The 13,656-nt window shown below is 63.2% G+C and carries 14 protein-coding genes; 8 read left to right on the top strand and 6 right to left on the bottom strand.

Annotated elements, in window-relative coordinates; translation table 11 throughout:
- Positions 1 to 21: 21 nt before the first annotated feature.
- The 4 genes from IE123_RS00255 (at position 22) to IE123_RS00240 (ending at position 4,329) form a co-directional block, all read left to right on the top strand.
- A complete protein-coding gene (locus IE123_RS00255; RefSeq protein ID WP_189513906.1) occupies positions 22 to 690 on the top strand; it encodes a YfgM family protein in 669 nt (222 codons plus the stop codon).
- Positions 687 to 1,904 carry an outer membrane protein assembly factor BamB gene (gene bamB / locus IE123_RS00250; RefSeq protein WP_229819478.1) on the top strand — a complete coding sequence of 406 codons (1,218 nt, stop codon included), beginning with the start codon at positions 687 to 689 and terminating at the stop codon, positions 1,902 to 1,904. The genes IE123_RS00255 and bamB overlap by 4 nt, the downstream gene beginning before the upstream one ends.
- A gap of 204 nt (positions 1,905 to 2,108) precedes the next feature.
- The gene (gene der / locus IE123_RS00245; RefSeq protein ID WP_189513903.1) at positions 2,109 to 3,512 is read left to right on the top strand and encodes a ribosome biogenesis GTPase Der; all 1,404 of its coding nucleotides are present in this window, start codon (positions 2,109 to 2,111) and stop codon (positions 3,510 to 3,512) included.
- Between the two features lie 109 nt (positions 3,513 to 3,621).
- Positions 3,622 to 4,329 (top strand): hypothetical protein, encoded by a 708-nt coding sequence (locus tag IE123_RS00240; RefSeq protein ID WP_189513900.1) that lies wholly within the window; start codon positions 3,622 to 3,624, stop codon positions 4,327 to 4,329.
- Positions 4,330 to 4,335: 6 nt separating this feature from the next.
- Here IE123_RS00240 and IE123_RS00235 read toward each other — a convergent pair whose 3' ends face one another.
- Entirely contained in the window at positions 4,336 to 5,187 is an 852-nt protein-coding gene (locus IE123_RS00235; protein WP_189513898.1) for an ATP-binding protein, read from the bottom strand.
- 115 nt (positions 5,188 to 5,302) lie between these two features.
- Here IE123_RS00235 and IE123_RS00230 point away from each other — a divergent pair, with 115 nt between their 5' ends.
- Positions 5,303 to 6,094 carry a M48 family metallopeptidase gene (locus IE123_RS00230; protein ID WP_189513896.1) on the top strand — a complete coding sequence of 264 codons (792 nt, stop codon included), beginning with the start codon at positions 5,303 to 5,305 and terminating at the stop codon, positions 6,092 to 6,094.
- Positions 6,095 to 6,109: 15 nt separating this feature from the next.
- On the opposite strand, the gene aroE is transcribed toward IE123_RS00230, so the two are convergent.
- The 5 genes from aroE to IE123_RS00205 all read right to left on the bottom strand — a co-directional run bounded on the left by aroE (position 6,110) and on the right by IE123_RS00205 (position 10,573).
- A complete protein-coding gene (gene aroE, locus IE123_RS00225; RefSeq protein ID WP_189513893.1) occupies positions 6,110 to 6,931 on the bottom strand; it encodes a shikimate dehydrogenase in 822 nt (273 codons plus the stop codon).
- Positions 6,928 to 7,854, bottom strand: coding sequence for an oxygen-dependent coproporphyrinogen oxidase (gene hemF, locus IE123_RS00220; RefSeq protein ID WP_189513890.1), 927 nt, complete (start codon positions 7,852 to 7,854; stop codon positions 6,928 to 6,930). Before hemF ends, aroE begins: the two co-directional genes overlap by 4 nt.
- Positions 7,855 to 7,921: 67 nt before the next feature.
- A complete protein-coding gene (gene tsaC, locus IE123_RS00215) occupies positions 7,922 to 8,500 on the bottom strand; it encodes an L-threonylcarbamoyladenylate synthase type 1 TsaC (protein ID WP_189513887.1) in 579 nt (192 codons plus the stop codon).
- Between the two features lie 41 nt (positions 8,501 to 8,541).
- Entirely contained in the window at positions 8,542 to 9,699 is a 1,158-nt protein-coding gene (dprA, locus tag IE123_RS00210; RefSeq protein ID WP_189513884.1) for a DNA-processing protein DprA, read from the bottom strand.
- Positions 9,692 to 10,573 carry a hypothetical protein gene (locus tag IE123_RS00205; RefSeq protein ID WP_189513881.1) on the bottom strand — a complete coding sequence of 294 codons (882 nt, stop codon included), beginning with the start codon at positions 10,571 to 10,573 and terminating at the stop codon, positions 9,692 to 9,694. Before IE123_RS00205 ends, dprA begins: the two co-directional genes overlap by 8 nt.
- Before the next feature lie 162 nt (positions 10,574 to 10,735).
- On the opposite strand from IE123_RS00205, the gene def reads away from it, so the two are divergent.
- The 3 genes from def to rsmB all read left to right on the top strand — a co-directional run bounded on the left by def (position 10,736) and on the right by rsmB (position 13,625).
- The gene (gene def, locus IE123_RS00200; protein ID WP_189513877.1) at positions 10,736 to 11,242 is read left to right on the top strand and encodes a peptide deformylase; all 507 of its coding nucleotides are present in this window, start codon (positions 10,736 to 10,738) and stop codon (positions 11,240 to 11,242) included.
- Between the two features lie 83 nt (positions 11,243 to 11,325).
- Complete coding sequence (gene fmt / locus IE123_RS00195) at positions 11,326 to 12,291, top strand: methionyl-tRNA formyltransferase (RefSeq protein WP_189513874.1); 966 nt, start codon at positions 11,326 to 11,328, stop codon at positions 12,289 to 12,291.
- Complete coding sequence (gene rsmB, locus IE123_RS00190) at positions 12,288 to 13,625, top strand: 16S rRNA (cytosine(967)-C(5))-methyltransferase RsmB (protein ID WP_189513871.1); 1,338 nt, start codon at positions 12,288 to 12,290, stop codon at positions 13,623 to 13,625. Before fmt ends, rsmB begins: the two co-directional genes overlap by 4 nt.
- The last annotated feature ends 31 nt before the right edge of the window (positions 13,626 to 13,656 follow it).

The following is a 13,656-nucleotide window of genomic DNA, read 5'->3' as shown; positions in this document are numbered from 1 at the left end:
GAACCTACAGGAGTGCCGCACGTGGCGGATCAGTTGAATATTCACGAAGAAGACGATCAGCTGGCAGCTGCCAAACGGCTCTGGCATGACTACGCTAAACCGATTCTGGGCGGCATTATCATTGCCGCGGCAGCGCTTTTTGCCTGGCACTGGTGGCAGGATCATCAGCAGGCGCAGTCCGAGGCTGCCTCGCTCCAGTACCAGCAGCTGATCCAGCTGACCTCCCAGGACAGCCTCGATGACAACGGTCGCCAGGCGGCACAAAGCATCATCGATGCCATTCGTGATCAGCACGGTGGCACCCTGTACGCTGACCTGGCCGGCATGATTCAGGCACGTATGGCGGTGGATGGCAATGATCTGTCAGCAGCCGAGCGGGCGCTGAACGATGTACGCCAGAGCAGTGATCGTGACGAGATCCGTGCGCTGGCAGGCCTTGAGCTGGCACGTGTACAGCTGGGCCAGGATAACGCCGACAAGGCGCTTGAAGCGCTTGACGGCCTGCAGCTGCCCGATGCCATGAGCGCGCGCGGGGCGGATATCCGTGGCGATATTCAGCGGGCGCTGGGGAATACCGCCGAGGCACGCAGTGCCTGGCAGGACGCCGTCAATCTGGCGCGTGAGCACAATCAGGAGCTCTCCGGCATACAACTCAAACTCGATGATCTGGCGCCTCAGGAGGCTTCATGAGCACGCTTGAAAACGGCTCTTCTTCATACCCGGGCATCAAGCGACTCGCGCTGATGGCAAAACCGCTGGGCGCACTGTTGTGCGCCACCTCGCTTCTGGCACTGGCTGGCTGCTCGGGCAATGTTCAGACCGGCACCCAGCCCCGTGAGCTGACCAATATTGATCAAAGCGTCAGGGTTGATGGCATCTGGTCACGTGGCATCGGCTCGCTGACGCGCGCCCGCTATCCGATCTCGCCGGCCATTTCAGGCAACACCCTCTATGCCAGTGATGCCGAAGGCAACGTCAAGGCCATCAACCGTGAAAACGGCCGGATCGAATGGGAAAAGCGTTTGAACACGCCCATTTCCAGCGGCCTGACGGCGGATAGCGGCCAGCTGTTTGCCGGCACGCGCAACGGCGAGGTGATCGTCTTCAATGAAGACAACGGTGACATCGTCTGGCGCTCGCGCGTCTCCAGCGAAGTCATTGCCCCGCCGCAGCTCAACAGTGGCCAGGTCGTGGTGCAGAGCGTGGATGGCACACTCACCGCGCTGGATCGCTTTACCGGCGATCAGCAGTGGCTGTACGCCTCCTCCCAGCCGGCACTGACACTGCGCGGCACCGGTGCCCCACGCACCATTGATCCGGTCTCCTTTGCAGGCTTTGCCAACGGTCGTCTGGCCGCCTTTGACAACCGCAGCGGCCAGCAACTGTGGGACCTGCGGGTCGCCGTGCCCCAGGGGCGCACCGAAGTCGAACAGCTGGTGGACCTTGACGGTCAGCCGGTCCTGACCCAGGACGGCCGCCTGTTCGTGACCAGCTACAACGGCCGCGTCATGGCCCTTGATGCACGCAATGGCCAGCCCCTGTGGGATCGGGAACAGTCCAGCTATCACACCCCGGTGCTGGTGGGCGACTATCTCTTCACGGTCACGGCGGATAGCCACATCATGGCAATTGATGCCAACAACGGCCGTGTCATCTGGAACCAGGACGAACTCGAAGGCCGCTCGCTGAGCGCGCCGGTCTTTGTGGATAACAAACTGGTGGTTGGCGATTATCAGGGCTATCTGCACATCATTGATGCCCAGAATGGCGAGCTCGAAGGCCGCACACGTCCGGGGGGTGACGGTATCAGCATCACGCCGTTGACCGATGGTGAGCATGTCTTCGTGCTGACCAACAGCGGTGAGCTGATCGCCTACTCCCTCAAGGCCATGAACCAACAGTAAACCTGTTCTGATGGCCTCCTCGCTGCGGGTCTTCCGGTATCTGCCCGGAAGGCCCGCTCGTTTATCATGTCTGCCTTGTCGAGCACATCACCTGTTTCGAATACCGGCGCCTTTCGGGTTAGAATGCCCCCATCAGGACGGACGGTATCAGCGCTGTCCTCTATCAAGCCGACAGCCCGCTCCCTCTTATCTTGCAGGACCCTCATGAATCCCGTTATCGCACTTGTCGGCCGACCCAATGTCGGCAAATCCACGCTATTCAATCGCCTGACCCGCTCGCGCGATGCCATCGTCGCTGACTTTCCCGGCCTGACCCGCGACCGCCACTATGGCAACGGTCAGCTGGGTGACAAGCCCTACACCGTCATTGATACCGGGGGTATCAGCGGCGATGAGATGGGTATCGATGCGGCCATGGCCGAACAGTCGCTGCTGGCCATCGATGAAGCCGATATTGTCTTTTTCATGGTGGATGCGCGCGCCGGCGTCATGCCGGCCGATGAGGCGATCGCCAATCATCTGCGCGTCAATCAGAAAAAGACCTGGCTTGTAGTCAATAAAAGCGACGGCCTGCAGGAAGAGATTGCCACTGCTGATTTCTGGGCGCTGGGGCTGGGCGACCCGCATGCCATTGCCGCTGCTCATGGGCGCAATGTTACTGCCCTGATCGAGCATGTGCTCGAGCCCTTCCCCGAGGTTGCCGAGCAGACCCACCCGGACCTGATCGCCAACGGCATTCGCATCGGCGTGGTCGGTCGGCCCAATGTGGGCAAGTCCACACTGGTCAACCGGCTGCTGGGCGAAGAGCGCGTCGTGGTCTTTGACGAGGCCGGCACCACCCGTGATGCCATCGAGATTCCGTTTGAGCGCCGCGGCAAGCCCTACGTATTGATCGATACGGCGGGTATCCGTCGACGCAAGAATATAAGCCTTGCGGCCGAAAAGTTTTCGATCATCAAGACGCTGGACGCCATCAAGGAGTGCAACGTTGCCATCGTGGTGCTTGATGCCCGGACCGGGCTGGTCGAGCAGGATCTGCACCTGCTGGATTATGTGCTGACCACCGGGCGCGCCCTGGTGCTGGCCGTCAACAAGTGGGATGGGCTGGAGCAGGAAGCCCGCGAGAAGATGCGTGCCGATATCAAAAGGCGTCTGGGGTTTGCCGATTACGCCGACCTGCATTTCATTTCGGCGCTGCACGGTACGGCCGTGGGAGATCTCTACCCGTCCATCGATCGCGCCTTCGCCTCGGCCACGGCACGCTGGTCCACCAACCGCCTGACCACGCTATTGCAGGACGCGGTCAGCGAGCACCAGCCGCCACTGGTCAACGGTCGTCGCATCAAGCTGCGCATGGCGCACCAGGGGGGTGCCAATCCGCCGCTGATCGTGGTGCACGGCAATCAGACCAATGCCCTGCCGGAAGCCTACAAGCGCTTTTTGATCAATACCTTTCGCAAGGTACTCAAGGTCAAGGGCACGCCGATCCGCTTCGAGTTTCGCTCCGGCGACAACCCCTACGACAAGAACAGTGGCGACAGCGATCGAGAAAAGGCCAAGGCCCGTCAGCTGGCACGCACGAAGGAAGCGCGCAAGAACCGCCGCTGATCCCACAGGGCCTTCACATCTGAAGGCCCGGTATGACTTTCCTTCCAATCTCGACCAGGCTTTCATCAGTATGCGTTTATCAAAAACGTACTACTGATCGGAGCCCGGCATGACATCAAAAGTATATCGATATCGCCAGTCGCTGCTGCTGGCCATGACACTGTCACTGGCCGGCTGTCTGGCCCTGCCACAGGCCAGCTTCATGCTGGGCCGGCTGGCATTGCAGTCAATGGGGGTGGAAAACGTGCGTATCGGCCGCTGGGCCGTACCCGTGGATGCCCTGACGCTTGAACCCACGGCGCTGGCCCGGGCCGGCCTTGATATGGCCGGTATGCCGGTCAGTCTGGATCTGCCCCTTTCCCTGACGCCACCGGACGCGGCCCCCGATGTCACGCTGGCGGGCTATGCCTGGCAGCTCGTGGTGCCCGGCGCCGAACCGGTCAGCGGTGACGTGGATGAGCCCGTCACCCTGCGCGGCGGTGAACCTGCCAATTTGCGTCTGCCCGTTGAGCTTTTCCCCGAGGCGCCAGAGCGTGAAGGCGCCAGCTACAATCAAGCGCTGCTGGCACTGGCCCAGCGTCTGGCGAATCACCAGCAGCTGCCGGCAGGCAGTACCCTGTCGCTGACGCCGCGACTGGACAGCGAGATGGCCCGCCTGATACCGGCGCCCACCATTACGCTGGATATCGCAGGCTCTGCCGAGCAGCGCAGCGCATCGGGCCTGCCGGAAAATGCCATCCCAGCCGTGCCGGTCAGCAGTAACAACGCTGCAGGCGTCGACACTGAATCTTCTTCAGGCACTGCGCCCGGCGCCTGATGGCCATCAGGCATCATGACGCCCCGTCCAGGCAATGGCGAACTGCCATGCCGCACGGCCGCTGCGCACGCCTCGCGACAGCGCAAAACGGCGCGCCTCTGCCTCGGCGGCGTCATCAAACTGTCCGCCCAGATGCGCCACCCAGTGAGCACAGGTCTGGAGATAGGTATCCTGATCAAAGGGATAAAACGACAGCCACAGCCCGAAACGGTCCGACAGCGAGATCTTCTCCTCGACGGCGTCACCATGATGGATCTCGCCACCCACGACCTGCGTATCATTGTTGTCAGTCATGCTTTCCGGCAGCAGATGACGCCGGTTGGAGGTGGCATACAGCAATACATTGTCCGGCGGGCCGGTCAGGGTGCCATCCAGCACGCTCTTGAGCGCCTTGTAGGCATCATCGCTGCCTTCAAAGGAGAGGTCGTCGCAATAGACGACAAAGCGATAGTCGCTGTCTCTGAGCGTTTGCACCAGCGTGGGCAGCCCGACCAGATCATGACGGTCGACCTGAATCAGCCGCAGCCCTTCGCCTGCCAGGTCGTTGATCAGTGCGCGAATCAGCGATGACTTGCCGGTGCCGCGCGCACCCCAGAGCAGCGCATGATTGGCCGGCCGGCCGCGCAGGAAGGTTCGCGTGTTCTCCACCAGCGCGTTTTTCTGGCTGTCGATACCGATCAGCTCTGCCACGCGCACGCTATCGCGCGGCTGTACCGGTGTGAGTCGTCCACCCAGCGCGTGACGCTGCCAGAGCGCGGCAATATCACGTGACCAGTCGATGGGCGCCCGTTCGGGCGGCAGCAGAGGCTCCAGCCTGTCCAGCAGGTTCAAAAGACGTGTGCTCAACTGCGCATTCATGTATTGCTCCGCATCGGGTTATGCTGTCATGTGACAATGATCCCGCTATCCTGCCGCGCTCGCCTGGTGCGCGTCCAGTCGGGCTTATCCAACCATTACAGGAGTTTTGCCGTTCATGATGCGCAAGACCATGCTGGGCGCACTGGCCCTGAGCCTTGGCCTGAGTGCCTGCACGACCTCGCCTCTGGGAAGATCCCAGCTGTCGCTGTTTGACAGCAGTGAAATTGACCAGCAGGGCCAGAAAGCCTTTGATGAATACCGCAAGAGCCACAAGCAGGCCACCGGCCGTGACGGCCAGTATGTCACCTGTATTGCCGATGCCATTATCAAGACGCTACCTGAAGGTCAGGGCCCATCAAAATGGACCGTTGGCGTTTATCAGGATGAGGAACCCAACGCCTTTGCCCTGCCGGGTGGCTACGTCGTGATCAATACCGGTCTGATGAAGGTGGCAAAGAATCAGGATCAGATCGCCACGGTGGTGGGTCACGAGATGGCCCACGTGCTGGCCAACCATGCCAACGAACGTACCTCGACCCAGTCGCTGACCAGCACCGGGCTGGGTGTGGTGCAGTCAGTGACAGGCAACAATGCGCTGGCCCAGCTGCTCGGTGCCGGCGCCCAGTATGGCGTACTGCTGCCCTACTCACGCCGTCAGGAGAGTGAAGCTGACCTGCTGGGGCTGGATCTGATGGCACGGGCAGGCTTTGACCCACAGGCCAGTATTGCGCTGTGGCAGAACATGGCCAGCGCCGGCGGCGGCCAGCCCCCGGAATGGGCCTCGACCCACCCCAACAGCGGCGAGCGCAGCGAAGCCCTCAAGGGGCGCATGCAAAGCGCGCTAAAGCTGTCGGAGGAGGCACGCGCTGCAGGCCATACCCCCAACTGTGGCAACATCAAATCCTGACCCCTGCCGGGCCGATCAGCGCAGATCGGCCCGCAGTGCTGCCAGAATCGGTGTGGTGTCGGGACGTGTCCCGCGCCACTGATACCAGGACTCGGCCGCCTGGCCGACCAGCATGCCCAGCCCGTCCACACAGCGCACCCCAAACGTTTGCGCCCACTGCAGAAAGACCGTAGGGGCCGCGCCATACATCATGTCGTAGGCCAACGCCCCTTCATCGAAAAGCGTGTCGGGCAGCGGCGGCAGTTCCCCGGCAAGACTGGCGCTGGTGGCATTGATCACAAGATCAAACCGCCCCTTGATCTCTTCAAAGCCACAGCCGCGCACCCTGCCCTGGATGTCAAAGCGTTCCGCCAGCGCCGTGGCCTTGTCGATCGTTCGATTGGCAATGACCAGCGCTGACGGCTGGGCCTCAAGCAAAGGCTGCAACACCCCGCGTACTGCGCCGCCTGCGCCCAGCACCAGAATACGCGCGCCCTCAAGCGGTGCCTCAAGGCGCTTGAGATCCAGCAATAGCCCGGCGCCGTCGGTGTTGTCACCCACCACTTCACCATTCCTGTCCAGGATCAGCGTATTAACGGCGCCCGCCTGCTGCGCTCGATCACTCAGTCGATCCGCCAGCGCTGCTGCCTCCTGCTTGAAGGGAACGGTGACGTTGGCGCCACGCCCACCCTCGGCCATGAAGGCACGCCAGTGGCCCGGGAAATCATCGACCGGTGCCAGGCGTGGCTCATAGCGCACCGGGTCACTCAGCTGCGCGGCGAAACCGGCATGAATCTGCGGTGATTTCGAGTGCGCCACGGGATTACCGAATACGGCGTAAAGCGGTGACCTGCTCATGCCTGATCGGCCTCCTCGAGCCATTCACGCGGGTGCAGGTAGTGCGCGTACAGCTCGGCTTCGGGAGAGCCCTCCTCGGGCTGATACTGATAGGCCCAGTGGGCTACCGGCGGCATCGACATCAGAATCGACTCGGTGCGTCCACCGCTTTGCAGACCGAACAGCGTCCCGCGGTCATACACCAGGTTGAACTCGACATAGCGCCCGCGACGATAGTTCTGGAAATGGCGCTCGCGCTCGCCATAAGAGGTCTCACGGCGTTTTTCAATGATGGGCAGATAGGCTGGTGCAAAGGCTTCGGCGACCGCCTGCTGAAAGGCAAAGCTCTGCTCGAAACCTTCCTCGTTGACGTCATCAAAGAACAGACCGCCTACACCGCGGGTTTCATTGCGATGCTTGAGATAGAAATACTCATCGCACCAGCGCTTGTAGCGAGGGTAGACGTCATCACCGAAGGGCGCGCAGGCCTCAAGGGCAGTGCGATGCCAGTGAACGACGTCTTCCAGTACCGGATAGTACGGCGTCAGATCGATCCCGCCACCAAACCACCAGACGGGGGTTTCGCCTTCCTTTTCGGCAATAAAGAAGCGGACATTGCCATGGGTAGTCGGTACATGCGGATTGCGGGGATGCAAGACCCAGGAGACGCCGACGGCATGAAAGCTGCGGCCGGCAAGTTCGGGGCGCGCCGCCGAGGCCGACGGTGGCAGGTTTTCGCCAAAGACATGCGAGAAGTTGACACCGCCCTTTTCAAACACGGCGCCGTCGGTGATCACGCGGGAGCGGCCACCGCCGCCATCCTCACGCGTCCAGGCATCTTCCACGAAGCCGGCCTGGCCATCAGCCTGTGCCAGCGTCTGACAAAGCCTGTCCTGAAAGTCCAGCAGATAGGTTCGAACCCGTTCGAGATACGCGTGTGACACTGTTGCTCTCCAGCAGGGCCATGGCCATCAACCCGGCCATGACGGGCATTGTATTGCGGGGATACGTCTAGTCGCGCAGCACATCATTGGTGAGCAGATCGCGGATCTCGCTGGGGCGCGTGCGCCCACCCAGCGGTCCATCCACAACAAGGACGTGGGTACCAAAGACATCCCGGATCTCTTCAGCATCAAGGCATGGCGCCTCATTGGCCCGGTTGGCCGAACTCGACACCAGCGGGCCGCCAAAGGCGTCACACAGCGCGCCGACCAGCGGATGGTCGCTGACCCGCAGGGCCACGCTTTCATGTTCGCCACGCACCAGCGGATGCGCACGACCGTTATCCGGTACCAGCCAGCTCACGGGGCCGGGCCAACTGGCCTCAAGGCGTGCCAGATGCGTGTCGTCAAGCCCGGCAAGCCATGGCGCGAACTGCTCGATGCGAGAGGCGATCAGGATCAGTCCCTTGGCCGGGTCGCGCGCCTTGAGGGTCACAAGGCGCTCCAGCGCCTCGGTATTGTCGGGATCGCAGCCCAACCCCCAGACGGCTTCCGTCGGGTAGGCCACAACGCCGCCGTCGTGCAGATACACGACGGCGTCCTTGAGCTGCTGATGCTGAACAGAAGAAGTGTCAAAACGTGAAGACATGCTGCGTGAATACCGTTGCCCCAGTCAGGGGGCAGTGTATCTCATGCCAGCCTGCGGACCCAGCCACCTGCCACCTGCGCGGCCCAGCCTTCCAGTTCCAGCATGAGAAGACGCGACTGCAGCGCGCCGATCGAGTCACCGGTACGCTCGACCAGCGCATCGACTGGCAAGGGTGCATCTGACAGCCATTGCCACAGCGGGTCCTCGGGACCATCGACCGGTGCTGCGCCGGGCGAGGCCGCATCTGGGATCCCATGCGCGTCAGGCGCAGCGATCACACCCGCCGTGCCGGACGCTGCAGCGCACCACTGACGCTCGGGCAGCTCCTGCAGGATATCCTCCAGACAGGTCACCAACCGGGCGCCTTCGCGAATCAACCACAGGCAACCGCGCGCCTGAGGGTTGTGCAATGACCCAGGCAGGGCAAACACTTCCCGATTCTGTTCCATGGCAAGTCGTGCACTCACCAGCGAGCCGCTGGCCATGGCTGCCTCGACCACCAGCACGCCCAGCGACAGTCCGGTAATGATGCGATTGCGCCGAGGGAAGTGCTGAGGATGCGCCCGCGTGCCGGGCGGATGCTCCGACAGCAGCAGACCTCCCCGGTCCAGCAGCTGCTGACGCAGACGGGCATGGGTACGCGGATAGAGCACATCAACGCCGCAGCCCAGCACTGCCACGGTCGCGCCACCGGCTTCCAGCGCGCCGTGATGGGCGCACCCATCCACGCCCAGGGCCAGGCCGCTGACGACGCCATAACCGGCCCCGGCCATGTCACGCGCCAACCGCCAGGCATTGTCCTGCCCCTCTCGGGTGGGCCGACGAGTGCCCACGACCGCCAGCGCCGGCAGCGACAGCGCCTCAAGCGCGCCCCAGCCCCACAGTACCGGCGGCGGGTCCGGCAGCTCATCGAGCATGGCCGGCCAGGCCGGATGATCCGGCGTCAGCAGGTGGTGCTGCTCACTCCTTTCAAGCCACGCCATGGCTGTTTCGACCCGCGCATGCAGTGACCCCTGGCCCGGCATCTGAAGGTAATACCGCATCATCTGTGCGGCCTCCTCGGGCAGGCGGGCCAGCCAGCCGTCGGGCCAGACAGGGGCCGCCTGCCTGAGCGCCATCAAACGGCGCGCGCCCACGCGGGGCAGCATCGACAGCGCCAGCCACTCATGAGGCGTCTGAGGTTGCGTGATGTCAGTCATCAGAAGCCGCCTCCACCCGATCTCCCGTGGCCATGGGCAGTCCGGCGCGGGTCACCAGCGCAAGGCTGGCCTGCTCAAAGGTGCGCACGATCATCAGCGTGCCCAGTACGCCACCCTCCAGGGTCAGCGATTCACCGGTCACCGGGTCGGTCACGCCCTCGGCCTCACCCAGCACCCGCAGGCGCATGCCGGGTGCTACCTGATGACGTCCCAGATCGATCACCACGATATCGCGAAGCCCTACCATATGGCCGTCGCCCGGCCGGTCGATAATTCGGCCCTGCGTACCCTCCGGCGTGGCCTGTGGCATCAGCTGCGCCGGGGGCGTCCAGTCATCAAGCGCCATGAGCTGTGCCCCGGCGCTCACTTCACGCGGGCTCTTTTCGATCGTAAGCGTCGACAGTGGCATGCCCGGACGCTTCAGGCGTGCCACCCCCTGGCGTATCATGACCTGCCCCAGCGCATTGCCCTGTGCATCCTTCAGCAGGGTGCCCGGGGTATAGATGCCAAAACGCTGACCCGAGCGCCCCTCAACATGGCGCGCCAGCACCTGATCGCCGGCACCGCTGATCAATCGGCCCTCACTGCCGCTGACCACATAGGCGCTCGGCGCCTCCGCGCCGGTCTCGATGATGCGATAGTTCATCAGTGACTGCGCCCGGGCGGAAATGTCCACGGGTGATTGCTGCTGCTCCAGCGGGAGAAAGCGCAGTCTGGGCGCCAGGGTCACGACACTGTCCTGCGCGTCTGCGGGGGCTGCCTTCACTGCACCGGCCCAGGGCACAACGGCGGTCACCATGATCGCCACCAGTGCCATATACCTTGTGGCCTGGCTGACGCGGGTACCCCTGGCATCCATCTTTTGCCTTCTCATGTCATCTTCGCCCTGCTGTCGGTTCCGTTGCCAACGCCTGCGCACTACAATGGGCGCCATACGGAGTGAATCCATTCATGCATTTACGGCCGTCATCCCGGCTTTCTTGACCCGCAGTAATCCTCGGGACGCACGAGTGACGACCCCACAACAGATACGAACATGGCTCTACTGACTATTCTCGAATACCCCGATGAACGCCTGCGCACCCGTGCCGAGCCTGTCACCCAGGTGGATGACGACGTGCGTCGCCTGATCGATGACATGTTTGAAACCATGTATGACGCCCCGGGGATCGGCCTTGCCGCCACACAGGTCGACGTGCATCGCCGCGTGATCGTGATGGATGTCAGCGAAGAAAAGAACCAGCCGCTGGCGCTGGTCAATCCGGAAGTCACGCTGCTGGGCGAGGCGCGTGAGCCCCTGCAGGAAGGCTGCCTGTCGATTCCGGAATACTACGCCGAGGTGCCCCGTGCCCTGCGGGTACATTTAAAGGCACAGGATCGCAACGGCAAGCCCTATGAGCTGGAAGCCGATGGCCTGCTGGCACACTGCATTCAGCACGAGCTGGACCACCTGGAGGGGGTGCTGTTTATCGATTATCTCTCCCCGCTCAAGCGTGATCGTGTCAAAAAGAAGATGCTCAAGCGGCAAAAGACGGCTTCCTGATCCTGTTGCCCTGCCATCACTGATTGCCCATCACCTTCATCGGCGCCCCCTGCAGGGGCGCTGACGTCTTTCAGGACCACGCCATGCCCAGCCCCCTTCGCATTGCCTTTGCCGGCACGCCGGACTTCGCCGCCGAACATCTTCGCGCCCTGCTCGCCAGCCGCCATGAGGTCATCTGTGTCTACACCCAGCCCGACCGCCCGGCCGGGCGCGGACGTCGCCTGACCCCCTCCCCGGTCAAGGCGCTGGCGCTGGAACATGGCCTTGCCGTGCATCAGCCCGAGAAACTGAAAACCCCCGATACCCATGCCCCGCTGATCGAGGCCGACATTGATCTGCTGGTGGTGGTCGCCTACGGACTGATTCTGCCCAAGGCCGTGCTGGACATCCCGCGGCTGGGGGCCATTAACGTTCACGCCTCCCTGCTGCCGCGCTGGCGCGGCGCGGCGCCGATCCAGCGCGCCATCGAGGCCGGCGATCGTGAAAGCGGCGTGACCATCATGGCGATGGATGAAGGGCTCGATACCGGCGACATGCTGCTGACGGCCCGCGCCCCCATTGATGACACGACCACGGCCGCCACGCTGCATGATCAGCTGGCCAGTATCGGCACCGCTGCCCTGATCGAAGCACTCGATCGCATGAGTGACAACCAGCTGCCGGCCACACCACAGCCCGAGGAAGGCGTGACGTATGCTGCCAAGCTGAGCAAGGCCGAAGCCCGGCTCGACTTCAGCCAGAGTGCTACCACGCTTTCGCAGCGCGTGCGGGCGTTCAACCCTTTCCCGGTCGCCTGGACCACGCTGGGCGGTGACACACTGCGGATCTGGCATGCCGAAGCGCGCGCGGCCCAGGGCAATGAGACGAAGGCCTTGCCGGGCCAGCTGCTCGAAGCCCAGCCGGATGCCCTGTGCGTGGCCTGCGGTGATGGCGTCCTGCGCATCACCCATGCCCAGCTACCGGGCGGCAAGGCGCTATCGGCCCACGAATTGCTCAATAGCCGGCGCGAATACCTTGCCGCCGGCACACTGCTGGGAGCAGACCAATGACACGTCAACGCCCTCAAAAGCCCAAACGCACCATGGGCGTGCGTGCCCATGCCGCCCTGGCACTGGCCCCCGTGCTCAATCAGCGCGGTGCGCTGTCAGGTGATGTTCCTGAAGGGGTTGCTCCGCGGGATCAGGGGCTTTATCGGGCGCTGTGCTTTGGCGTCTGTCGCGCCCTGCCACAGCTTGAAGCTCTGGCCGAAAGACTTTTGAAATCCGCGTTCAAGCAACGCGATCAGGACATTCACGCCCTGCTGTTGATCGGGCTGTATCAGCTTTATCACATGCGCATTCCGGCGCACGCCGCCGTCGGTGAAACAGCGGGTGGCGCGCGCGAACTCAACAAGGAGTGGGCGACCCGGGTCATCAACGGCTGCCTGCGGCGCGCCGATCGTGAACGTGACACGCTGCTGGCAGACGTTGAAAAGACGCCTGCTGCCGCACACTGGCACCCGCAGTGGCTGCTCACCCTGTTGCAGCAGTCCTGGCCCGAGCAGTGGCGCGATATTGTCACCGCCAACAACACGCCCGGCCCCATGACATTGCGCGTCAACCGCCGCCATCAGTCCCGCACGCAATGGCTTGAGCGGCTGGAAGGCGCAGGTCTGGCTGCCCGCCCCTGCCCCTTCAGCCCGGATGGCCTGACGCTGGAGACACCCTGCGATGTCGAGCAGCTGCCGGGCTTTCAGGACGGCGATGTCAGCGTACAGGACGAAGCCGCCCAGCTGGCTGCATCACTGCTGCTTGAAGGTCTCAAGCCCCATCCCGCATCGCTTCGCCTGCTCGACGCCTGCAGCGCCCCGGGCGGCAAGAGCGCGCATCTACTGGAATGCGCTCCGGACAGTACGCTGACGGCACTGGACAGCGATGCCACACGCCTTGAGCGCGTGCGCGAGACGCTGGCACGCCTGAATCTCTCGGCAACGCTGGTGGCGGCCGATGCCACTACGGATGACTGGTGGGACGGCGTGCCCTTCGACGGTATTTTGCTGGACGCGCCCTGCTCGGGCACCGGCGTCATTCGTCGTCACCCGGACATCAAGGCCCTGCGCCGGGAAAAGGATATTGCCGAGCTGGCCGCGCTGCAGGCACGCCTGCTGGATGCCCAATGGCAGCGTCTGGCACCAGGCGGTCGGCTGCTTTATGCCACCTGCTCGGTACTGCCGGCAGAAAACGCCGAGCAGATCACGGCCTTTCTGGCCCGCACGCCTGAGGCGCGCGCACTGCCGATCACGGCCGACTGGGGCAAGCCTTCCGGCGAGGGCCGCCAGCTGATGCCAACACCGGATGGCCATGACGGCTTCTTCTATGCACTTTTAGAGAAGGCAGCCAACTGAAAAAACAGGCTGACCATCGCCGGCAACAACC

Origin of the sequence: Kushneria pakistanensis, from assembly GCF_014652795.1 — a bacterium.
GTDB classification, from domain to species: Bacteria; Pseudomonadota; Gammaproteobacteria; order Pseudomonadales; family Halomonadaceae; genus Kushneria; species Kushneria pakistanensis.
This window is presented reverse-complemented; position numbering and strand designations above follow the sequence as displayed.